Consider the following 23,601-nt stretch of genomic DNA (forward strand, 5'->3'; position numbering starts at 1 on the left):
AGGGGCGTGTCCCAACCATCATCCCCACCTCCAGGCTTGTCCCCTCGCCAATCCCCTGAAATGATCTCCGCAAAAGGGGGAGGCGAACATGGGGTTCTCGCGGTTCAAGAGCGGATGGCGGCTGGCCATCCTGTGTCTGGCGCTGCTGCTGATCTGGACGCTCCGCCCGATCGGCGTCGAATCCCCGCATCGCGCGCCCGGCGAATTCAACGCCCAGCGCGCCGTTGGCCGCCTCGCCACGATCCTCGGCGACGAGCGCGCCCATCCAGCCGGCACCCCGGCCAATGAAGCGGTCCTCCAGCGGCTGATTCAGCAGGTCCGCGCGCTCGGCTTCACCCCCGAGATCGACGAGCGCTTTCACTGCAACACGGTCCGCAAGGGCGCCGCGATCTGTGCCCGCCCGCGCAACCTGCGCTTCTGGGTGACCGCGCCCGGCGACGGCGCAGTGATGCTCGCCGCCCATTATGACTCGGTCCCCGCCGGTCCCGGCGCCTCGGACGACGGCATCGGCGTCGCCACCGTGCTCGAGGTCGCGCACCTGCTCAAGGCCAGCGCGCCCAAACGCCCGGTGCTGGTGGTCATCACCGATGCCGAGGAAGCCGGGCTGGTCGGCGGCGCCGCCTTCGCGGCCCAGGACCCGCTCGCGAAGCGCATCGGCGCGGTGGTCAATTTCGAGGCGCGCGGCACCACCGGCCCCGCCAACATGTTCCAGACCAGCACCCCCAATGGCCGCGACGTCCAGGCGCTGGTCGCGGGCGGCTATGTGCCCGCCGCCGATTCACTCGCCAGCGATCTCTATTCGATCCTGCCCAACGATACCGACCTGACCGTGCTGCTCCCGCTCGGCATCGACGCCGCCAATTTCGCGATCATCGGCGGCGGCAAACGCTACCACACGCCGCTCGACTCGCTCGCCAATCTCGATCGCGCCTCGCTCCAGCAGATGGGCGACAGCGCGCTCTCGGCGGTTCGCGGCTTCGGGGTCACGCCGAAGCAGGGCGTCGAAGGTTCGAAGCTGTTCATCGACCTGAACGGCTGGTGGTTCCTCGTCCTCGCCAAGGGCGCCGCTCTCGCGCTGACGCTGATCGGCCTGGGCGCCGCGATCCTGCTCTTCGCCCGCGAGCGGTCCGGCGCCTCGGTTCGCACCGCCTTCGCACCGCTCGCTGCGGTGGTCGCCGGCACCGGCGTGGCGATCGGTGCAACCGCGCTCATCGCCCTGCTGCGCGCCGAAGCCGACTATGCCACTGCCTGGCCCGCCGCGATCCGGCTGGTACAGGGCGCGGCGGCGCTGGCCGGTGCCACACTGGCGTTGCGCGTCCTCCGCGTGCCGGCAGGCGCCCAGCTCGCCGCCGCCGCCTGGTGCTGGTTCGCCGCGATCGTGCTGGCGCTGTTCGCCTTCGTTCCGGGCCTGTCGGTGCTGGCGGTATGGCCGCTGCTGCTCGTCGTCGCCGCCGCTGCGACCCGGCTCGTCCCGCGCCTCCGGCCCGCCACGCCCTGGCCTATGGGCCTGGCCGGACTACTGTTCGGTCTGCTCGTCCTGCCGGTGATCGGCGGCTTCCAGGAGGGGCTGTTCCCTGAACATGCCGCGCCGATCGCGCTGATGCTTGTCTTCCTGCTGCTGTTCCTCACCGTCTTCCGCGAGGCAACGGCCTGGACCGCCACCGCCGCCAATGCCGTGGTGCTGGCGATCGCTGCGGTCACGGCCCTCTCCGTACCCGCCTTCAGCGCCAGCGAGCCGCGCCACCTGACCATCGTCCACGCGCAGATCGAGGGCAGGTCCTTCTTCGCGATCGCCGACAATGGCCCGCTGCCCCCCGCGATGCGCCAGGCTGCGCGTTTCGCCGATACCCCGGCCGAGTCCGGTGACCGGGCGGACCGAGGCAAGTCGTGGCAGGCTCCCGCGCCTGCGCTGGCCGAAGACGGCGCGTTGACCGTCCTCTCCGACACGACGGACGCCAGGGGCCGCACGCTCAGCCTGCGCGCCGTCGCGCCGCTGGCCGATCGGCAGGAGCTCTTAGCCCAAAACGGCGAGGGCGTGCGCGGCATCACCGTGCAGGGCGCCCCGCAGAAGCTGGAAGGCCCGCTGCGCTATATCGGCTGTGCCGGCCAGAGCTGCCGCACGCTCGACGTAACCCTGCTCCTCGATCCCAAGGCACCGCTGCCCGAACTGAGCTGGCGCCGGACCCGCTATGGCGCGGGCGCGGCCGCTGCCGCGCTGGTGGCGGCCCGACCCGCCACTGCGCAGCCCGCCCATGTCGGGGACCGTCAGGTCATCGTCCGCAAGGTCGACCTCACGCCGCCTGCCGCCGCGCCACCGGCCGGCGCCCACTGACCAGGCCGAACAACGTCGCTCGCTTCGGCTGGCGGCGGTGGCCGATCGCGTTTCGCGGGCGGCCCGGCGCTGCTCGCCTTCAATTCGGAACTTTGATACGGCGAAATAGCTCTGGGTGATTGCGGCCCCGCAACGATATGGGCGCAGGCGAGTTGGAGCGGGTGTGGACCGTAGCGAAGAAGACCGGAGCGCTGGGGAGGACGCAGTGGCGGTGCCGCGCGCGCTTCGGCGCTGGCGGCGGCCCGCGCTCGGCCTGCTTGTCCTCGTCGCGGTGGTGGCTACGGCGGCGTGGCTTCAGCGGCGCACCATCGCGCGCAGCTTTGTAGATCGGGAACTGGCCCGGCTCGGCGTTCCCGCCCGCTACGAGATCGAGCAATTGTCGCCCTGGCAGCAGCGGCTGACCAATGTTTCGATCGGCGATCCGCGCAATCCTGACCTGACGGCGGACTGGATCGAGCTGCGCACTTCGCTCTCCCCCTGGCGCGCCGAGGTGCTGGTGGTGAAGACCGGCACGGTCCGGATGCGCGGGCGGATCGTCGACGGCGCGCTTTCGCTGGGCACGATAGACCGGCTGATGCCGGCACCGTCCGGCAAGCCGTTCGTGCTGCCGCGCCTGATCGTCGATGTCCGCGACGCGCAGCTCCGGCTCGACAGCGATGCCGGCCAGGTCGATCTCGGCCTGAGCGGCAAGGGGATGCTGAGCGACGGGTTCGCCGGCATGCTGCGTGCGCGGTCTGCACGCCTGCAGGCTTCCGGCTGCGTTCTCGACGGGTTCACCTCGCAGATGCGCGTGCGGATCCGCAGCGGTGCTCCGGCTATGGAAGGTCCCGCCCACGCCACCCAACTCGCCTGTGGGGACACGCGCATCGCGCAACCGCGCATCGACCTGCGGGCATCGCTGGATGCATCGCTCGCGCGCTGGAGCGGGCAGGCAGGAGTGAGCGCGGCGACCGTAGAAGCGGGGCCGGGACGGCTGAAAGGGCTGGGCGGCAGCATCGATTTCACCGGCGACCGGCGCCGTACCCAGGGGAGCCTTTCCCTGCGCTCCCGGGAGATCGCCGCCACCGAGGCAAAGGCGGCTGCGGCGACGATATCCGGTCGCTACACCATTGGCGACGAGGTCGCGTTTCAGGGCAAGGCAGCGGTGGAAGACGGTGTCTTGCCACAGGCTTCGCTCGACCGGATCTCCGGATATGCGGACAGCGGTGCAGGTACGCCCGTCGCGCCGCTCGCCCGGCAGCTGGCGGGTGCCCTGCGCGAGGCCGGTCGCAGCTTCGATGGTTCCACCGGCATCGACCTCGCCATGTGGAACGGCCGTACCGACCTACGCCTCACCAACCTGGATATCGCAGCCCGTTCGGGTGCGCGACTGCGCTTCGGGCAGGGGGCGGGTGTCGCGCTTGGCCTGCCGGGTGGCGGCGTATCGCTGGAAGGCCAACTTTCGCTGGGCGGCGGCGGGCTGCCGGACGCGATGCTGCGGCTGTCCCGCCGCGTCGGCAGCCCGGAGCTGCGCGGCACCGGCTTTGTCCGGCCCTATGCAGCGGGCGACGCCAGGCTCGAGCTGGCGCGGCTCGATTTCAGCATGCGCGGCACCGCCGGCTCAGTCCGCACCGTTGCGACCCTGTCGGGGCCGTTCAGCGGCGGACGGGTCGAGGGGCTGTCGATGCCGCTCCAGGCGCGCTGGGATGCCCGCGCCATCGAGGTGAACCCCGGCTGCACCCCCGTCAGCTTCGCGCGCATCGCCCTGTCGAGCCTCGTCGTGAACGGCGATCGCCTCCAGCTCTGCCCGGTCGGGCCCGCGATGCTGCGCTGGAACGCCAAGGCGCTCTCCGGCGGCATCCGCACGCTCAAGCCCAAGCTGGAGGGCAGGATCGGCGACAGCCCCCTGCATTTCTCGGCGGACATGGCGCAGCTCGAACTGGCCGCGAGCCGCTTCGCCCTCGCCAATGCAGCGATACGGTTGGGAACCGATACGCCGACCCGTCTCGATATCGGCACGCTGACCGGCAGCTACCGCTCCGGCCTGGGCGGAAGCTTCGAGGGGCTTGGCGGCCGGATCGGCGCGGTGCCGCTGCTGCTGTCCGAGGGCAAGGGCGAATGGGTGTTCGAACGCGGCGACCTGTCCCTGAAGGGCGGCTTCACCCTGGCCGATACCGAGGCGCCCGCGCGCTTCGAGCCGCTCGCGAGCCGGAATGCGACCCTGTCCCTCCACGACGGCAAGATCACCGCGCGGGCCGGCCTGATCGCGCCGAAGCAGCAGCTGCCGGTGGGCACGGTGGACGTCTCCCATGACCTGGAGAGCGGCACCGGGCAGGCGCTGCTCGATATCCCGGGCATCGCCTTCCACACCGACGGGCTCCAGCCCAGCGACCTCACCCGGCTTACCTATGGCGTGATCGCCGATGTCGACGGGCTCGTCGCCGGCTCGGGCCGCTTCGCCTGGAACAGCGAGGGCGTCACCAGCACCGGCCGCTTCACCGCGACCGATATCGACCTCGCCGCCGCGTTCGGCCCGGTGCAGGGGCTCACCACCCAGCTCGACTTCACCGACCTGCTGGGCCTGCGCACCGCGCCGGGCCAGACGGCGAGCGTCCGCGTGGTCAATCCCGGCGTTCCGGTCCGCGACGGCCTGGTCCGCTACGAACTGCTCGACGCCACCCGGGTGCGCGTCGAGGCCGGGCGCTGGCCGTTCGCTGGCGGCGAGCTGGTCCTCGACCCCACCGTCCTCGACTTCGGCGAGAAGGGCGAGCGCCGGCTGACCTTCCATGTGAAGGGCGTCGATGCCGCGCTGTTCCTGAAGGAGATGGCCTTCGACAATCTCGACGCCACCGGCGTGTTCGACGGCACGCTGCCGATGATCTTCGACGCCAATGGCGGGCGGATCGAGGGCGGCGAGCTCCACGCCCGGGCCGGCGGCCACATCGCCTATGTCGGCGAGGTCACCCGCAACGATGTCGGCATCTGGGGGAACATGGCGTTCCAGGCGCTGAAGTCCCTGAACTACAAGAACCTCGCCATCCGGATGAACGGCCCGCTGGCCGGCGAGATGATCACCGACATCAGCTTCTCCGGGATCAGCCAAGGCAAGGGCACCCGCTCCAATTTCCTGATCCGCCGGCTGGCGAAGCTGCCCTTCGTGTTCAACGTGCGGATCAGCGCGCCCTTCCGCCAGCTGCTCGACTCCGCCCAGTCCTGGTACGATCCCAGCCGGCTGATCGAGCGCAACCTGCCTGCATTGATCGAGGAGCAGAATCGTGCAGAGGAAGCCGCCAAACAGACCGTTCAGCCGCGCGAAAGCGCTCCTGTTCCATGAAAGGTACGCTATGCAGCTTGGAAGCATGACACAGGCAATGCCGCGCTGGCTCGGGCGCCTCGGGGTGATGCCCGTGGTGCTCGCCGGCGGCTGCATCAACGTGACCGCGCCCGACAAGCCGATCGTCATCAACCTCAATATTTCGATCACCCAGGAAGTGGTCTATCGTCTCGACAACAAGGCGAAGGCTCTCATCCAGGAAAATCCGGGAATTTTCTGATGCGCAAGTTGCTCTCCACCTCCGGCCTGGCGGCGCTCCTCTCGGTCGCCCTGATCGTCCCCGCTTCGGCCCAGCGCGATCCCGCCTATCAGGCGGCGCGCCAGGCGGGCCTCGTCGGCGAGCAGCCCGACGGCTATCTCGGGATCGTCGGCACGGCTACGCCCGAGCTCCAGGCCATCATCAACAACATCAACATCCAGCGGAAGCGCCAGTACACGCAGCAGGCGGCGTCGGGCTCCACCGTGGAGCAGATGGCCTTCGTCACCGGCTGCAACCTGATCTCGCGCACCGTTGCGGGCGAGAAGTATCGTGCGCCCGACGGCCGTTGGCTCACCCGCGGCAGCGACGCGCCGGTGCGGGATCCGCGCTGCCTCTGATCATGAAGGGAAGGGCGGCGGGATGCTGCCCTTCCGCTTTCCTGCGCTGATCGGGCGGCTGCAGGCCTGTCCATAACCATAGGCTATGCTGCAGCGCAGCCTTCGACGCTATCAAGCCCGGCATATTTGGCAATCATGTGACTCGCAGCGGCAGGCGGAGTTTCCAATGATTGCCAGTCCCTATCTCCTCTATCTCGGCCATTCGAACGACGAGGTCGGCATCAAGACCTCGCGCGGGCTGGCGGTGTTCCGCCCGGACGAATGTGTCGGCGAGTTCCGCCATGACGATTGCCCGCTGACCCTCGGCCTGCCGCGCATCGGCTTCGCCGAGGCAGTCGCCGCCGGCGCGAAGACCCTGGTGCTCGGCATCGCCAATGCCGGCGGGCGGATGGGTGCCGATCTGGTCGCCGATGCGATCGCCGGGATCGAGGCGGGGCTCGACGTCGCCTCGGGCCTGCACCACCGGCTGCGCGAGGAACCTTCGATCGTCGCGGCAGCGGCGAAGCATGGCCGCAAGCTTCACGACGTCCGCGATCCCAAGGCCGGCATTCCGGTCGGCAACGGCAAGCGCCGCGCGGGCAAGCGGCTGCTCACCGTCGGCACCGATTGCTCGGTCGGCAAGATGTACGCCACGCTCTGCCTGGAGCAGGGCATGCGCGTCCGCGGCATGACCGCCGATTTCCGCGCGACCGGCCAGACCGGCATCCTGATCGCCGGCAGCGGCGTGCCGCTCGACGCAGTGATCGCCGACTTCATCTCGGGCGCGATCGAGGAGATATCACCGGCGCGCGACGATGACGGCTGGGACCTGATCGAAGGCCAGGGCTCGCTGTTCCACCCGAGCTTCGCCGGCGTCTCGACCGGCCTGCTGCACGGCGCCCAGCCGGCGGCTTTGGTGCTCTGCCACGATCCGATGCGCGCCCATATGCGCGGCCTGCCGCACTATCCGGTGCCGGGGCTCAGGGAAACGCTGGAGGCCAATCTGGCCGTCGCGCGGCTCACCAGCCCGGACGTGCAGGCGGTCGGCATCGCGCTCAACACTTCCAAGCTCGCGCGGGCGGAAGCGGAGCGGCTCTGCGCCGAGACCGCCGACGCGCTCGGGCTGCCCTGCACCGACCCGTTCGCCATGGGCGTGGACCCCATCATCGACAGGATCGACCAATGCTTCGAACCCTCGCCGCGCGTAGCGACGCTTTCAAACTAAGCACCCCGTTCCGCATCTCGCGGGGGGTGAAGACGGTCGCCGAGGTGGTGACTGTCTCGATCTTGGCCGAGGGCGTGACCGGTTGGGGCGAGGGTGTGCCCTATCCGCGCTACGGGGAGTCGATCGAAGGCGCGCTGGCCGAGATCGAGACTGCCCGCAGCGCGATCGAGGGCGGAGCCTCCCGCGAGGAACTGCTCGCACTGATGCCGGCCGGCGCGGCACGGAACGCGGTCGACTGCGCGCTCTGGGACCTGGAGGCGAAGCTCGCTGGACGCAGCGTGACCGAACTGCTCGGCCTTCCGCCGCTGGGTGCGACGCCGACGGCGATGACCGTAAGCCTCGACACGCCCGACGCGATGGCTGTGGCTGCGGGCAAGCTGGCGGACGTGCCGCTCATCAAGATCAAGGTCGATCGCAGCGATCCCGAGGCGCAGATCCGCCGCGTGCGCGAGATGGCGCCGAAGCCGCGGGTGATCGTCGATCCGAACGAGAGCTGGACGATCGTCGAGATAGAGCGGCTCCAGCCGATGCTCGCCGAGCTGCGCATCGACCTGCTCGAACAGCCGCTGCCGGCGGGTGAGGACGATGCCCTGGAGGGCTTCAACCCGCTGATCCCGATCGCCGCCGACGAATCCGCCCATATCGCCGACGATGTCGCGGCGCTGGCGAGCAAATATCAGGTGATCAACATCAAGCTCGACAAGACCGGCGGCCTCACCGGCGCGCTCGCGCTCGCCGATGCGGCGGCCGCGGCGGGGCTGGGGGTGATGACCGGCAGCATGATCTCGACTTCGCTGTCGATCGCACCCGCGCTGGTGATCGCCGCGCGCTCGAGCTTCGTCGATCTCGATGGCCCGCTCTGGCTGGCGGAAGACCGGCCGGGCGGCGTGCGCGGGGAGGGCGGCGTGCTGTCGCCGCCGGCGCCGGGCTTCTGGGGAGCGCCATAACCGAAAGTAATAACCAAAAGAGGGAGTCGCGACATGGTTCAGGGTCGGAAGGGGAAGATCGGCGTGGCGGCGGGCGCTGCGCTGGTGGCCGTAGCGGGCGTCGCGCTGGCGCGCGGCGCCGACCAGGAACCTCCCGCCGACCTGATCCTGCGCGGCGGCACCGTCTATCCGGGCAACGCCGCCCCCTTCAAAGGCGATGTCGCGGTCCGCGGCGATCGCATCGTCTATGTCGGCCCCAAGGCGCCGGGCGGTGCGAAGAAGATCATCGACGCGACCGGCATGATCGTCGCGCCCGGCTTCATCGACACGCATAGCCATGTGAACAACGCGCTGGCCTCGGGCGATCCGGCCGCGCGGCTGGTGCTGCCCTTCCTTACCCAGGGTGTGACCACCGCCTTCATCGGCGTGGACGGCGGTGGCGATCCCGAGGTCGCCCGCACCTTCGGCCGCGACAGCGGCGCCAAGGGCGGCGAGGGCGAGGCGGCGCTGGGCCAGTCGAGCCGCGACTATGGCATCAACTTCGCAACCTATGTCGGCCTGGGCGCCGTCCGGCTCAAGGTGATCGGCCCCGACGACCGGGCACCCACGCCCGAAGAGCTGGCCAGGATGCAGGGCCTGGTCTCCACCGCGATGTGCCAGGGCGCGCTCGGTCTCTCTACCGGCCTGTTCTACGCGCCGCAGAGCTTCGCCAGGCTGGACGAGGTGGTCGCGCTGGCCAGGGCCGCGGCGGAAAAGGGTGGCATCTATGATAGCCATCTGCGCGACGAATCCTCCTACACGATCGGCCTGAAGGGCGCGGTCGCAGAGGCGATCGAGATCGGCCGCGAGGCGGGCATCCCGGTCCATATCGCGCATATCAAGGCGCTCGGCGTCGATGTGCAGGGGCAGGCGCAGGCGATCATCGCCCAGATCGAGGCGGCGCAGAAGGCAGGGCAGATCGTCCACGCCGATCAATATCCCTGGTCCGCCTCCGGCACCGGGCTGTCGGCGGCGCTGATGCCCCGCTGGGCGCAGGATGGCGGGCGTGCGGCGATGCTCAAGCGGTTCGAGAATCCGGCGGCGATGGCGAAGATGCGGCCCGAGATCGCCGACAACCTCCGCCGCCGCGGTGGTCCCGCGTCGCTGCTCATCACCTCCGGCCCGGCCGATGCCGAGGGCAAGACGCTCGAGCAGATCGCCAAGGCCAGCGGCGTCGATCCGATCGATGCGGCGATCGCGATCCTCAAGAGGCGCGAGGCCGGTGTCGCTTCGTTCAACCAGAGCGAGGCGGACATCGCCGCCTTCATGCAGCGGCCCTGGGTTGTGACCAGCTCGGACGCCTCGCAGGGGCATCCGCGCTACTATGCCTCCTTCGCCCGCAAATACGCGACCTATGTGAAGGACAGGCAGGTGATCGACCTGCGCGCCTTCATCGATCGCAGCACCGCCGTCACCGCGGCGATGTTCGGGCTGGAAGGCCGCGGGCAGCTCAAGGCCGGCGCCTTTGCCGACGTGATCATGTTCGATCCGGCCCGCTTCGCGCCGCGCGCCGACTACATCCATCCCGCGCTGTTCTCCACCGGCATGCGCACGGTGGTCGTGAACGGCGTGGTTGCGATCGAGAATGGCGAGCCGACCGGCGCTGCCGGCGGCCGCCCGCTACCCCGCCAGCCGAAACCGGGGAGCTGTCGATAGGAGGCCAATAAGGAACCGCAGGACGGGGCCGATGCGGTGCAGCCGGGGCAACCGGCGCACGGAAGGCATCATCGCTCCACTACACCGATGAAGGGGAAGAAATATGACAAGGTCACTGAGAGCCGCCTCTCTGCCCGCGCTGGCAGTCGCGCTGCTGTGGAACGCCGCGGCGTTCGCGCAGGACACCCAGACCCCGCCGGCACCGGCGCCCGAACCCGAAGCCCAATCGGCCGAGATCACCGTCACCGGCACCCGCATCCAGCGCGATGGCTATCAGGCTCCGACGCCGCTCACCGTGATCAATTCGGAAGACATCGCCGCGACCGCGCCGGCCAATGTCGCCGATTACGTCAATGAGATTCCCTCGCTCGTCGGCAGCGTCACGCCGGCCAATTCCAACCTCAACATCTCGGCGGGCACCGCGGGCGTCAACGCGCTCAACCTGCGCTCGCTCGGCACCGCGCGCACGCTGGTGCTGCTCGACGGCCAGCGCTCGGTCGGCTCGACGGTCACCGGCTTGGTCGACGTCAACACCTTCCCTCAGGGCCTGATCAAGAGCGTCGAGATCGTCACTGGCGGCGCCTCTGCCGCCTATGGCTCGGACGCGGTCTCGGGCGTGGTCAACTTCATCCTCGACAAGGAATATTCGGGCCTCAAGGGCTCGGTCGAGTACGGCATCTCGACCTATGGCGACGCGCCCAACTACCGCGCGACGCTGACCGCCGGCACGGGCTTCGCGGGCGGCCGCGGCCATATCCTGCTCAACGGCGAGATCGCGGTGAAGGAAGGGCTGCACGGGGTTCCGCGCGACTGGAACAACAAGGGCTGGTACCTGATCAACAACCCCGCCTATGCCGTGGTCCAGGGCGTGGGCAACGGTCAGCCCGAGCGCCTGGTGGTGTCCGGCGCGGGCCTCAGCCAGGCGACGCGGGGCGGCGTCATCCTCAATACTGCGCTGCGCGGCACCCAGTTCGGCGTGGGCGGCGCGGTCAGCCAGTATAATTTCGGCACCAACCGCGATCCCTGGCAGATCGGCGGCGACTGGCAGGCGACCCAGGTCAACGGCTTCCAGTCGCTCGACCCCGAGGAGAACCGCAAGAGCCTGTTCGGGCGGGTGAGCTTCGAGGTCGCCGAATGGCTGAGCGTGTTCGGCCAGGCCTCCTATGCCAAGTCGGAGAATCTCGGCTGGCTCGGCGTGCAGCTCAACCAGAACAACGTCACGATCCAGGCGGACAATGCCTATATCCCGGCCTCGGTCCGCGCGCAGCTGGGCGGCATCACCCAGTTCACCCTCGGCACCAGCAATGCCGACCTGCCGATCCGCAAGAACGACACCGAGCGCGAGCTGCAGCGATACGTCGTCGGCGCAAACGGCAGCTTCCCGCTGTTCGCCGGCACCGCGCGCTGGGACGTCTATTACCAGAAGGGGATCAGCCGCACGCGCGAGATGGCGCGGGACATCACCAATACCGCCCGGCTCGCGCTGGCGCAGGATGCGGTGTTCGCGCCGGCCGGCAATGCGATCGGCGTGCCCGCCGGCACGATCGTCTGCCGCTCGACGCTGACCGCGCCGACCAATGGCTGCGTCCCGCTCAATCGCCTCGGTATCGGCGTCGCAAGCCCCCAGGCGCTCGCCTATGTCCTCGGCAATCCGTATCGTAGGCAAAAGTTCGAAGAGGATGTCGTCGCCGCCAACCTGGCCTTCGACGCGTTCGATCTGCCCGCCGGCGCGGTGTCGGTCTCGGTCGGCGGAGAGCATCGCCGCGAGAAGGTCAGCGGCTCGGTGCCCACCGAATTCCAGAGCGGCTGGTTCGTCGGCAACTTCCTGCCCAGCTTCGGCAGCTACAGCGTCACCGAAGGCTATGTCGAGCTCGTCGTGCCAGTGATCAAGGGCCTCGACCTCAACGGCGCGGTGCGCGGCACAGACTATTCGACCTCGGGCTATGTCACCACCTGGAAGGCGGGCCTGACCTTCGAGCCGATCCCCGACATCCGCTTCCGCGCCACCCGCTCGCGCGACATCCGCGCGCCCAATCTCGGTGAGCTGTTCACCGCCGGATCGACCCGCATCAACGTGCTGCTCGATTCCTCGCAGAACAACGCCTCGGTCACCTTTGCCGGCACCACACGCGGCAACCCGCTGCTCCAGCCGGAGAGGGCCGATCAATGGGGCGTCGGCGTGGTTCTCCAGCCGACCTTCCTGCGCGGCTTCGCGATGTCGGTCGATTACTACAACATCAAGATCAACGGCGCGATCGGCTCGGTGGCCGCCCAGACGATCGTCGATCGCTGCAACCAGGGCGTGCAGGCTTTCTGCACGGCCGTGGTCCGCGGGCCCAATGCGTTCGGCAACAATCTCCAGGTGTTCGAAAGCCCCTTCAACTTCGCAGTTCAGAAAGCGCAGGGCATAGATTTCGAATCCTCATACCGCACCCGGATCGGCACCGGCAACTTCACCCTGCGCGGCATGGCGACGCGCTACATCAAGAACTACTTCGACAACGGCATCGACGCGCCGACCGACACGGTGGGGATGAACGCCCCGGGCGGCACCCCGAAATGGCTGTACCGTGCCCAGGCCAGCTATGACGTGGACGACTTCAACATCACGCTGATCGGGCGCGGGGTCAGCGACGGCGTCTACGACACCAGCTTCATCGAGTGCACCAGCGGCTGCCCGACCTCCACCGTCACCAACCGCACGATCAATGACAACCGGATCAAGGGCGCCTTCTACATCGACACTTCGATCACCCAGGAGTTCAAAATGGGCGGGAAGGAGATGCAGCTGTTCTTCGCCGTCTCCAACCTGCTCGACAAGGATCCGCCGGTGGTGGCGCCGGGGCCGGCGGGCAGCGCCTATGCGACGCCGGCGACCAACCAGTCGATCTACGACCTGCTCGGGCGGACCTTCCGCATCGGCGCCCGGTTCAAGATGTAAGGGAGAGGGATCGATGAAGACCCTGACTCTATCGGCCGTCGCGTTGCTCGCGACGGCCTCCCCCGTATTCGCCCAGGACTATGACGTGCTGATCCGCGGCGGCACCGTCTATGACGGCAGCGGCGCGCCCGGCCGGAGCGCCGATGTCGCGATCCAGGGCGACCGGATCGTCGCGGTGGGGGCCATCCCCGCCACGGCGACTGCGAAGACCCTGGTCGATGCCCGCGGCAAGATCGTCGCGCCGGGCTTCATCGATCCCCATTCGCACGCGGCGCCGAACATCCAGACGCCCGAGCTCGCACCCGCGCTGCCGATGCTCCACCAGGGCATCACCACGCTGTTCGCCAATCCGGACGGCGGCGGCCCGGCCGACCTCGCCCCGCAAATCAGGGACCTCAGGACCAACACCCCTGGCGTCAACGTCGCGCTGATGATCGGCCACAATGCCGTGCGCGCCGCGGTGATGGGCAATGTCGACCGGCTCGCCACGCCCGAGGAACAGGCCAGGATGGAAGGGCTGGTCACCGCCGCGATGAAGCTCGGCGCGTTCGGCCTGTCCGACGGGCCCTTCTACATCCCTGCCAAATATTCGAACACCGCCGAAATCGTCGGGCTGGCCAAGGCCGCCAGCGCCTTCCCGCATGCCTTTTACGAAAGCCATATCCGCGACGAGGGCAATTACGACATCGGCGTGGTCGCCGCGGTGGAGGAAGTGATCACCGTCTCGCGCGAGGCGAAGATTCCCGGCGTCGTCACCCATATCAAGGTGCTCGGCCCCCAGGTCTGGGGCAAGTCGGCCGAGGTGATCGCGCATATCGACAAGGCGCGTGCCGCCGGCGTGCAGGTCTGGGCCGACCAATATCCCTATACCGCCTCCGGCTCGAGCCTGATGGCCTCGCTCGTCCCCGGCTGGGCGCAGGAGGGCGGGGCGGATGCGCTGGCCAAAAGGCTCGAGGATCCGGCGATGCGCGCGAAGATCCGTGCCGAGATGGTCCCCAATCTCGCCCGCCGTGCCGGGCCGCACGCGATCCAGATCCGCGCCTACAAGGCCGATCCCTCGCTCGACGGCAAGCGGCTCGACGAAGTCGGCGCGATCCTGAAGCTCGATCCGCTCGATGCGGCGATCGAGATGCTCAAAAAAGGCGGGGCGCCCACCGTGTCGTTCAACATGAGCGACAAGGACGTCGAGGCGTTCATGCAGCAGAGCTGGACGATGACCTCCACCGATGGCGGGCTGCCGCCCTTCGGCAAGACCGCCGAGCATCCGCGTGCCTACGGCGCCTTCCCGCGCAAGCTGCGCAACTATGTGCTCGACAAGCCGGTGATCGGCATGGCCCAGGCGATCCATGCCGCCACCGGGCTGCCGGCCCAGGTGTTCGACGTGGTCGATCGCGGGGCGCTGCGAAAGGGCGCGTTCGCCGACGTCATCGTCTTCGATCCGAAGACGGTGCGCGACACCGCGACCTATGAGAAGCCGCACGCCTATGCCCAGGGCATGGACTATGTCTTCGTCAATGGCCGTGCCGCCCTGGCGAACGGCAAGCCGGTGGCGGAGCGGTTCGGCCGGGTGCTGTTGCGCACGCCCTGACGGGCCGCTCAGCGCTGGAGCTTGGTCGCCAGGATCACGGAGGAGGTGGTGCGCTCCACCCCTTCCATGGCGCCGATCGAGTCGAGCAGGTCGTTGAGCCGGTTGACGTGCGGCGCCTCGATCAGAGCGATCAGGTCGTACTCGCCCGAGATCGCGTAGAGCCCGGCCACCTCGGGCATCGTCACCAGCTGGTCCTGGGTCGCCTGGGTAGCCTTGGGGTATAGCTTGATCATCACATGGGCGCGGATCAGGCTGCGGTCGTAATCCTCGCCCAGCCGCACCGTATAGCCGGTGATCGTGCCCTGGCGCTCGAGCCGCTCGATGCTGCTGTAGATCGTGGTGCGCGAGACACCCAGGGCAGTGGCGAGCTCGGAGACGTTGCGCCGGGCATCCGCGCGCAGCAGCGCGAGGAGCTGGGGATCGATCTCCTCCGGCCGCAGCGTCATTTCGGCCCCGGCGCTCCGATCAGCTTGCCGCCTGTCACCCGCGCGACACCGCTGAAGGCGGGGCGGGTGACGCGCAGCGTGTTGAGGTCCAGCGCGCCTTCAGGCCCGATGCCGGTGATCTGCACGCCGGTCCAGTTGAGCGGCTTGCCGGCACGGATACGCGCGGGTGCCGCCGGCTGGACGAGCCAGGCATGGCCGCCGGGCGGGGTGTGGAGCTTCGCCTTGCCATCGGCTTCGACGCAGAGCGCCGCGCCTTCATCCACGCCGAGGCCGACCGCGCGCGGGTCGTGCAGTCGCGCCTTGGCTACGAAGGCGATGAGCCGGCCCAGCCGGTCGCGTTTGGCGAAGTGCGTGTCGGTGACGATGTGCGCCATGCGGGGCATGTGGAGGAAATCGGTGACGAGGGTCACCGCCGGGCCGCCCGGATCGGCGAGCGCGGCAGGGCTGTCGATGCTGCCGCCGTCCATCGCGCCATAGCCGGTGCCGCCCAATATCGCGAGGCCGGCGCTGGTGCCGCCGATCGGCCGGCCGGCGCGGAGATGCGCGTTCAGCGCACGGGCAACGGGGGTGCCCTTCCAATAGCGGACGTAGTTGGCCTGGTCGCCGCCGGCGAGGAAGATGCCGTCAGCCTTGGCTATGGTGGCGAGCACGCGCGGGTCGGTCGATGCGGCGCGGCTGTGGAACACGATCGTCCGGACCGAGGCGACGCCGCCGACCTGGTTGTAGATCTCTTCGCCGGCCTGGCCTTCGCCCGAGGCGCGCAGCACGACGATATGGCCGTGCCCGGCCCGCTCGGCGAACCAGCGGAAGGCGGTATAGTCCCAGTCGCCACCGCCCACGAGCATCAGGGCAGGGGCCGTGGGGCCGCTCCGCTTCGCGGCAAGGTCGCCGATCTCGTAATAGCTATAGGCCGGGTCCGGCCGCGCCGAGGCGACGGGCGGTACGAAGAGGATCAGGACGGCCAGAAGGAGCCGCGAGAGTGTCTTCAAGGCCATAGTCCTTTGCAATTCGTTCGTAACCCATGCCCAGAATGCATTTTTATTGTTTCATTCTGATCCCTGTCGATATCAATATGTCACAAACGGATCAGGGGGTCGATATATGCGCCACACGAAGTTCACCGCTCTGGCTCTGGCGAGTGCCAGCCTGATCGCATTGCCGGTCGCGGCGATGGCGCAGACGACCGACCAGAATGCCCCTGCGGCGGGCCAGGAGGCGAGCGAGGGCGAGGGGCAGATCGTCGTGCTTGGCTCGCGCATCCCGCGCATTCAGGCCGAAGGTCCCGCGCCGGTGACCACGATCACCGCCGACGACATCCTGCGCAACGGCTATCAGAGCGTGCCGGACGTGCTGAAGGCGATCACCCAGAATGGCGGCGAGACGCAGAGCCAGCAAAGCTTCTCGGGCGCGGACTTCACCCCCGGCGCGCAGCAGGTCGATCTGCGCGGGCTCGGCCCCAACCACACGCTGGTGCTGGTCAATGGCCGCCGCATCGCCGATTTCCCGCTGCCCTTTGGCGGCAACAGCAACTTCACCGACATCTCGAACATCCCGGTCGGCCTGATCGAGCGGGTCGAGGTGCTGAGCGGCAGCGCCTCGGCGATCTACGGGTCGGACGCGATCTCGGGCGTGGTCAATTTCCAGCTCAAGTCCAAGCCCGACGGCACCCGCATCGATTACCGCGCCGGCTTCACCGAGCATGGCGGCGGCAATTCGCAGCGCCTGTCGCTGACCACGGGCTGGGAGACCGGCGGCTTCCACGGCGTGGTCGGCATCGAGCTGCTCGATCAGCGCCCGCTCTGGGCCTATCAGCGCAAGCTCCAGGATTCGAGCCTGGACAGCCCGTCGCCCTCGACCGCGATCGCGCGCCGCAACTTCCTGCGCACCGACGAGGACAATGACTATCTCGATCCGGGCGCGAGCGTTTGCGCGTCGCTGTCCAAGCTCAACGGCGGCACGACCTACTACGCCACTCGGCCGGAGTACGGCTACGATATCGTCAATGACGAATATATCGACGGCCATTATTGCGGCAGTAACGAAGCGATCGGCTATGGCACGACGATCAGCCGGCGCCGCGCGATCAGCGGCTATGGCGCGATCGGATACGACCTGAGCGACAAGGCACAGCTCTTCCTCGACGTGCAGGCCAGCTATTCGGACCTCAAGCTGTTCCGCGACGTGCTCGACTGGTTCTACGTCGCGCCGGACGGCAATGAGGAAGGCACCTTCTTCAATCCCAACATGCCGACCAGCCTGACCTATAGCGGTGCGCAGCTCGACAACTGGTACCGCCTGTTCACCCCCGAGGAGATGGGCGGCCTGAACGTCGGCATGACGCGCAACCGCTCGGTCAGCTACAACATCACGCCGGGCATCAAGGGGCAGCTGGGCGCGAAGTGGAACTACGAGTTCAGCGTCAACCACGCCGAATACAGCTCGAAGGTCGGCTTCCCCCAAGTCGTGATCGACAAGTCGAATGCCTTGTTCCTGGGCCAGCAGCAGGGCATCGATCCCGCCAGCGGCTATGCGATCTTCAACGCCGACATCAACCGGCTCTACAAGCCGCTGACTCCGGCCGAATATGCGTCGATCACCGCGATCTCGACCTATCGTCCGAAGACCTGGGTCAACAATGTCTCGGCGACGATCAACACCACCAGCCTGTTCCAGCTTCCCGCCGGTCCGGTGGGCTTCGCCGCAGTCGCCGAGGTCGGCAACCAGGGCTATGAGATCAACCCGGACCCGTTGGCGCTCAGCCAATATTATGTCGGCCTGATCGATTCCGACGGCCATGGCACGCGCCAGCACTGGGGCGTGGGCGGCGAACTTCGCGTGCCGGCCTTCACCTTCCTCGAGCTGAGCGGTGCGGGCCGCTACGATCACTACAGCTTCGCCGGCAACGGCTTCGGCAAGTTCACCTATAATCTCGGCGCCGAGCTGCGTCCGATGAAGAGCCTGCTGATCCGCGGCGCCTATGGCACCGGCTTCCGGGCGCCCGATCTCCACTATATCTTCAAGGGGCCGGGCAATACGCATACCGGCGGCACCGATTATTATCTCTGCGAGCAGGGCGGCGAGGATATCGGCAATTGCCAGTATGACGATGTCGACTTCATCGCCCGCCACAACGGCAACCGCCGCCTGCGGCCGGAGACCTCAAGCTCGCTGAACGGCGGCTTCTTCTTCCAGCCGAGCCGGAACTTCGATTTCTCGGCGGACTATTTCCGCGTGAAGATGAAGAACCAGGTGCTCAACATGAACATCGACACGGTGCTGCGCGACGAGGCGGAGTGCCGTGCGACCAACGGCACCACGCCGACCTGCCTCGATGCGATCGCCCGGGTGCAGCGCTATGCCGGCGGCGCGCTGGCCGGCGAGATCCAGTCGGTCTCGATCAATCCGATCAACATCGCCGAGGAGACTACCGACGGCGTCGACATCGCCGCACACCTGCGCGTGCCGACCGCCGGGATCGGCCGCTTTTCGCTGGCGGCGAGCTACACCCATGTGTTCAACCACACGGTCCGCCAGTATCCGGGCGATCCGATCGTCGACAAGCTGGCCTTCGAAAGCGGCTACTACATCCCGCGCGACAAGGGCACGGCGAGCCTGACCTGGGATCTCGGCAAGTTCTCGACCACGCTGACCGGCCAGCGGCTCAGCCGCCTGCCCAATTATGCCGAGGACGGCTATATCAAGGCGAGCTACCTGTTCAATCTCTCGGCCCAGTACAGCATCACCGAGCGGGTGCGCCTGTCGGGTACGGTCAACAATCTGTTCGACCAGAACCCGATCAAGGACAGGACCTACAGCTCCTATCCCTATTACGACATCTCGTGGTTCGACGGGGTGGGGCGCAGCTTCTATGTCCAGCTGACTTACAAGATGGGTGGAGCCAAGCTCTGATGCGTACCCTGGCGACTGCGCTTGCTCTGCTGGCCCTGACCGCGGCACCCGCCGCGGCACAGGGGCTTTCCAAGGCCGAGAAGGTGATCGACCGCACCGTCGATGCCGAGTTCGAGCGCTCCGTGGCTTTGCTCGCCCGGCTGGTCGATCAGAATAGCGGCACGCTCAACCTCGACGGCGTCACCAGGGTCGGCGAGATGATGCGCGCCGAACTCGAGCCGCTCGGCTTCGCGATCAGCTGGAAGCCGATGGGCGAAGTGCAGCGCGCGGGCCATTTGATCGCCGTCCACAAGGGCAAGCCGGGCGGAAAGCGTATCCTGTTGATCGGCCATCTCGACACCGTGTTCGAGCTCAGCTCGCCCTTCCAGAAGTTCGTCCGCACCGGCGACAAGGCCGAAGGGCCGGGCGCTGGCGACGACAAGGGCGGCATGGTCGTGATCGTCTCCGCGCTCAGGGCGATGCAGGCGGCAGGCACGCTCAAGGACGTCAATATCGAGATCGTGCTGACCGGCGACGAGGAGGATGCCGGCAGCCCGCTCAGCATCTCGCGCGCCGACCTGATCGCCGCGGGTAAGCGCGCCGATGTCGCGCTCGATTTCGAGGGCCTGGTGATCGACGGCGGCAAGGATATGGGTTCGATTGCCCGCCGCTCGGTGACTGACTGGCGGATCACCGCGAGCGGCAAGACCGGCCACAGCTCGCTGATCTTCACCTCCCAGTTCGGCGATGGCGCGATCAACGAACTCGCGCGGATCCTGGCGACGTTCCGCAAGGAGCTGCCCGAACCCAATCTGACCTTCAACGCGGGTGTGATCGCCGGCGGTGCCCGGGCCGAGATCGACGAGAGCGGCAATGCCAAGGCGGGCGGCAAGACCAACATCATCGCCGCCACCGCGGTCGCCACCGGCGACTTCCGCACGCTGAGCGTCGAGCAGACCGAGCGGGTCCGCGCCAAGATGGAGGCGATCGTCGCCGCGCATGCGCCTGGCACCGATGCGAAGATCGAGTTCGGCGAAGGCTATCCGGCGATGGCGCCGACCGAGGGCAACAAGGCGCTGCTCGCCGCGCTCAACGGCGTGAACCGCGACCTGGGCCTCCAGAAGATGGCGCCGCTCGATCCGCTCAAGCGCGGAGCGGGGGATGTGTCCTTCGTCGCGCATGATGTGGACAGCCTGGCCGGGCTTGGCACCTATAGCACCGGCGATCATGCGCCGGGCGAGACGGTCGACCTCGCCAGCATCCGCCGGCAGGCCAAGCGCGCGGCGATCCTGATCAGCCGCCTTGGCACCGGCCGCACCGCGCGGCGCTAACCCTCAGTCCTTCCGGCCGCGGACCGGCGGCAGGTTCGAGAGCTTGGTCAGCAGCAGGGGCAGGTCGCCGCTGATATAGGTGTCCGTCGGCACCGCCCAGCATTCGTCCAATGCGGCAAGCGTTGTCGCCCCGCGCCCACGCCGCGGCTGGGCACCGGGCGTCTTTCCTGTGCTGTTGATCGGCATTCCGCTCTCGAAAACAAAATGGACCAGGCCCGCCGGTCAATACCGGCGGGCGCTGGCCCTGGAACCCTAGAACGTCGTCCCGCAGGATCGGGTTCCCATCGCGATAACAACAAAACAGGTTGGCGATGCGTGGCACCGCCAACCCGAGGGGACATCGCTTGGGGGCAATCAGAATTTCAGGCGGACACCGACACGATAGGTGCGGCCGAGCGTGTCGTAGAGCGCCGGATTGACGTCGAGGCCGGTATTGGTCTGCGGCGACGGCTCCGGATCGTGGTCGAAGAGGTTGTCGACCTTGAAGAACGACGTGATGTTGTCGTTGATGTCGAGCGTGCCGCCGACGTCGACATAGAAGGCACCCTTCATCTTGTTGTAGTCGATCGTCGGGTGGTTGCCGGTCGAGGCCGGGCAGCCGGTGGTGCAGACGACATATTGGTTGCCGATCACACCGTCGCTGAACCAGCGCTCCGTCACGCTTAGGCTGAACCGGTCATTGGCGTAGGTCTGCACCGCCAGCCACTTCCAGTCCGGCGTGTTGCCGCTGTTGGCGCCCGCCTGGTCGACCGTGTCGACCCCGGCGATGCCGGCGCGGACGAGGAATTCCTGCACATGCGTGCCGAGTGCGCGCAGCGTGAAGCTGCCCGGCAGGCCCAGCGGCCGCTGCCACTGATAGCTCGCCTCGATGTCGAACCCGCTGGTCTTCCACGACGCCAGGTTGAACGGCTGGACGTTGATGAAATTGCCGCCCTGCACCGGGCTGTTCAGCACGAAGCCGCCGCAGAAGGCCTGGTTGCCGTCGAAGCAGAACTGGACGATCTGCTGCGCCGACAGGCTGGAGATCACCCCGCTAAGCTTGATCGTGTAGTAATCGACCGAGATGTTCAGCCCCGGCAGCCAGGACGGCCGCGAGAGGACGATGCCGACTTCGGTGTTGCGCGCGATTTCCGGCTTCAGATTGGGATTGCCGATCGTGTTCTGGAACGCCTGCACCGCGCCGGCGGGCGGGAACGGGTTGTTGAAGCTGGGCAGCGTCGTCACGGTCGGTGCCGCGAACAGCTCGGAGAGGTTCGGTGCGCGGACGTCGCGCGAGGTCACCGCGCGTAGGCGGATGCCGTCGAGCGGGGTTTCCCAGGTGCCGCCGATCTTCCACGCCCAGACCGTGCCCGAGGTGCTGTAGTGCGTCACGCGGCCCGCGCCGTTCAGGTTGGCGCTGCCGATGCCGTCGCCCTTGAACAGCGGCAGGTTGAGCTCGAGGAAGCCCTCGTACACGTCATACTTGCCGCCGCCATTCTTGTAGTTGCCGGCCGCCCAGTTGCTGCCCAGGGTGGAGTTGAGCAGCGGATCCGCCGGATAGTCGGCGTTGTTCGGGCTGATCGACGAGACGCCGGCGCCATAGGCATCGGCGTTCACCCGGTAATATTCCTTGCGATATTCGCCGCCGAACGCGACCGAGAGCGGGCCGGCCCACAAGTCGAACGGCTCGCCCGAGAAGTTGATGCTGGCGACGTCCTGGGTAAGCTTGGTGTGCTGGAACGGCCCGTTCTCCGGCGTGACATAGGCGAGCGCGGAGGCGGTCGGGGCCACGTTGCCGAAGATGTTGATCGGCTGGCATCCCGCTGCGCGCGCGGCGGCATCGGCGCAGACGATCGCGCCGTTCAACGTGATCGCGTTGGTCGCGGCGACGTAGCGGTTCTGCAGCACGATATCCTCGACATTGATGTCGGAGATGGTGGTGCCATGTTCGTAATAGGCGTCGTAGCGCCAGCCGCCGCCAATCTCGCCCTTGGCGCCGACGACGAAGCGATATTGCCGCCGGTCGGTGAACACCTTGGGATCGGGGAAGTTGGCATTGGCCGAGCCGAAGCCGAACGAGGTGATGCCGGCCTGGGTGCAGCGGTCCTTCACCAACTGCGGCACATAGGGATTGGCGCACTGCACCGTCAGGCTCGCCCGGTTATAGCCCGGGCTCGGCTGGTTGCTGGTCTTCACCTGCGCGATGTTGGCGGTGAAGTAGAGCTCGTTGTTCGGGGCGAAGTCGAAGCCGATCCGGCTGAAGCCGTTGATGCGCTCCAGCGCCGACTTGAGCGAGGCGCCGCTGCCCGGCGCGCCCGACAGGTCGCCGCCGACGCAGAAGGCATTGCCGGAGAAGCAGCCGGTGACGCCGCCGGCGCCGTTGGGCACGCCGCCCGAGCCATAGGCGAAGTTGTAGGGCTGGCCGGCCGCGTCGAACGCGATGCCCTGAAGCGGGCCGTTGTTGATCAGGCCGTAGCGGGCGTACTGATAGGGCTGCGCATAGTCGCGGTAGCGGAACTGCGGCAGGCCGTTGTTGGTCTGGCCGGTGTTGACCAGCGTGGTCGCGCGATACCAGTCGCGGCTGCCGGCAAGATCGGTGCCGAAATCGCCGGGGCCGACGCCGTCCTCATGATCATATTCGCCGCTGACGATCAGGTGCAGGCGATCGTCGAACAGCGAGCCGCCCCAGGCGGCCTGGGCCATGATCTGCTTGTCGTCGCCATAGCGGGTGATGCCGCCCTGGACATTGGCCTTGAATCCCTTGAACCGCGTGTCGGTGATGAAGTTGACCACGCCGCCGACCGCGTCCGAGCCATAGGAGGCCGAGGCGCCGCCATTGACCACGTCGACGCGCTTGACCAGCAGCTGCGGGAACATGCTGATGTCGGGAACGCCGGTCACGTTCGCGCCGACGACGCGCTGGCCGTCGAGCAGGGTGAGGGTACGGATCGCGCCCAGGCCGCGCAGCGAGAAGGAGCTGAGGCCCTGCTGGCCGCTCGAAGTGCTGAACGTTCCGGTGGCGGCACCGGTCGAGCCCTGCAGCGAGGGTAGCTGGACCACGGTGTTGAAGATGTTGGGCGAGGCGGTCCGCTCGATATCCTCGCCGCCGATCACCGTGGTAGGCGTCGGTGCGGTGAAGCCGCTCGTCAGGATGCGGGTGCCGGTGACGATGATCTGGCCGCCGGCATCGGGCTCGCTCTGCTCGGCGGGGGCGGGAGCCTCCTGGCTCTCTGCCGTCGGTGCCGGGGCCGGTGCGGGCGTCGTCTGGGCGGCGGCAGGCGTGGCCGCCAGTGCCATGGCGAGCACCGCGAGGCTGGTAGCGGTACCAGAAAGCGCGGTCAGCCTGCGGCGATCAACGGTA

General features: G+C 67.9%; 15 protein-coding genes. 11 read left to right on the forward strand and 4 right to left on the reverse strand.

Annotated features, from left to right (window positions below):
* Positions 1 to 88: 88 nt before the first annotated feature.
* The 9 genes from J2W22_RS23230 (at position 89) to J2W22_RS23270 (ending at position 14,596) form a co-directional block, all read left to right on the forward strand.
* A complete protein-coding gene (locus J2W22_RS23230; RefSeq protein WP_307120642.1) occupies positions 89 to 2,332 on the forward strand; it encodes a M20/M25/M40 family metallo-hydrolase in 2,244 nt (747 codons plus the stop codon).
* A 205-nt stretch (positions 2,333 to 2,537) separates the two neighbouring features.
* Entirely contained in the window at positions 2,538 to 5,645 is a 3,108-nt protein-coding gene (locus J2W22_RS23235; RefSeq protein WP_307120643.1) for a YdbH domain-containing protein, read from the forward strand.
* 37 nt (positions 5,646 to 5,682) lie between these two features.
* Positions 5,683 to 5,865, forward strand: a complete 183-nt coding sequence (locus J2W22_RS23240) for a YnbE family lipoprotein (protein WP_307120710.1) — start codon at positions 5,683 to 5,685, stop codon at positions 5,863 to 5,865.
* Entirely contained in the window at positions 5,865 to 6,242 is a 378-nt protein-coding gene (locus J2W22_RS23245; RefSeq protein WP_307120644.1) for a YdbL family protein, read from the forward strand. The genes J2W22_RS23240 and J2W22_RS23245 overlap by 1 nt, the downstream gene beginning before the upstream one ends.
* Positions 6,243 to 6,408: 166 nt before the next feature.
* Positions 6,409 to 7,446 carry an N-acetyltransferase DgcN gene (gene dgcN, locus J2W22_RS23250; protein WP_307120645.1) on the forward strand — a complete coding sequence of 346 codons (1,038 nt, stop codon included), beginning with the start codon at positions 6,409 to 6,411 and terminating at the stop codon, positions 7,444 to 7,446.
* The gene (gene dgcA, locus J2W22_RS23255; RefSeq protein WP_307120646.1) at positions 7,404 to 8,393 is read left to right on the forward strand and encodes an N-acetyl-D-Glu racemase DgcA; all 990 of its coding nucleotides are present in this window, start codon (positions 7,404 to 7,406) and stop codon (positions 8,391 to 8,393) included. Before dgcN ends, dgcA begins: the two co-directional genes overlap by 43 nt.
* 33 nt (positions 8,394 to 8,426) lie before the next feature.
* Complete coding sequence (locus J2W22_RS23260) at positions 8,427 to 10,067, forward strand: N-acyl-D-amino-acid deacylase family protein (protein WP_307120647.1); 1,641 nt, start codon at positions 8,427 to 8,429, stop codon at positions 10,065 to 10,067.
* Between the two features lie 103 nt (positions 10,068 to 10,170).
* A complete protein-coding gene (locus tag J2W22_RS23265) occupies positions 10,171 to 13,008 on the forward strand; it encodes a TonB-dependent receptor domain-containing protein (protein WP_307120648.1) in 2,838 nt (945 codons plus the stop codon).
* 13 nt (positions 13,009 to 13,021) lie between these two features.
* The gene (locus J2W22_RS23270; protein ID WP_307120649.1) at positions 13,022 to 14,596 is read left to right on the forward strand and encodes an N-acyl-D-amino-acid deacylase family protein; all 1,575 of its coding nucleotides are present in this window, start codon (positions 13,022 to 13,024) and stop codon (positions 14,594 to 14,596) included.
* An 8-nt stretch (positions 14,597 to 14,604) separates the two neighbouring features.
* Here the strand turns inward: J2W22_RS23270 and J2W22_RS23275 are convergent, their stop codons facing one another.
* Both J2W22_RS23275 and J2W22_RS23280 read right to left on the reverse strand, forming a co-directional pair.
* Positions 14,605 to 15,042, reverse strand: a complete 438-nt coding sequence (locus J2W22_RS23275; RefSeq protein WP_307120650.1) for an Lrp/AsnC family transcriptional regulator — start codon at positions 15,040 to 15,042, stop codon at positions 14,605 to 14,607.
* Positions 15,039 to 16,031: a cyanophycinase gene (locus tag J2W22_RS23280; protein ID WP_307120651.1), complete on the reverse strand. Its 993-nt coding sequence runs from the start codon at positions 16,029 to 16,031 to the stop codon at positions 15,039 to 15,041. Before J2W22_RS23280 ends, J2W22_RS23275 begins: the two co-directional genes overlap by 4 nt.
* Before the next feature lie 112 nt (positions 16,032 to 16,143).
* Here J2W22_RS23280 and J2W22_RS23285 point away from each other — a divergent pair, with 112 nt between their 5' ends.
* Positions 16,144 to 18,951 carry a TonB-dependent receptor plug domain-containing protein gene (locus tag J2W22_RS23285; protein WP_307120652.1) on the forward strand — a complete coding sequence of 936 codons (2,808 nt, stop codon included), beginning with the start codon at positions 16,144 to 16,146 and terminating at the stop codon, positions 18,949 to 18,951.
* The gene (locus tag J2W22_RS23290; RefSeq protein WP_307120653.1) at positions 18,951 to 20,261 is read left to right on the forward strand and encodes a M20/M25/M40 family metallo-hydrolase; all 1,311 of its coding nucleotides are present in this window, start codon (positions 18,951 to 18,953) and stop codon (positions 20,259 to 20,261) included. Before J2W22_RS23285 ends, J2W22_RS23290 begins: the two co-directional genes overlap by 1 nt.
* Before the next feature lie 3 nt (positions 20,262 to 20,264).
* On the opposite strand, the gene J2W22_RS23295 is transcribed toward J2W22_RS23290, so the two are convergent.
* Together J2W22_RS23295 and J2W22_RS23300 are read right to left on the reverse strand one after the other, a co-directional pair.
* A complete protein-coding gene (locus J2W22_RS23295; protein WP_307120654.1) occupies positions 20,265 to 20,447 on the reverse strand; it encodes a hypothetical protein in 183 nt (60 codons plus the stop codon).
* A 168-nt stretch (positions 20,448 to 20,615) separates the two neighbouring features.
* Positions 20,616 to 23,537 carry a TonB-dependent receptor plug domain-containing protein gene (locus J2W22_RS23300; protein ID WP_373423021.1) on the reverse strand — a complete coding sequence of 974 codons (2,922 nt, stop codon included), beginning with the start codon at positions 23,535 to 23,537 and terminating at the stop codon, positions 20,616 to 20,618.
* Between the last annotated feature and the right edge of the window lie 64 nt (positions 23,538 to 23,601).

Origin of the sequence: Sphingomonas kyeonggiensis (genome assembly GCF_030812785.1) — a bacterium.
GTDB classification, from domain to species: domain Bacteria; phylum Pseudomonadota; class Alphaproteobacteria; order Sphingomonadales; family Sphingomonadaceae; genus Sphingomonas; species Sphingomonas kyeonggiensis_B.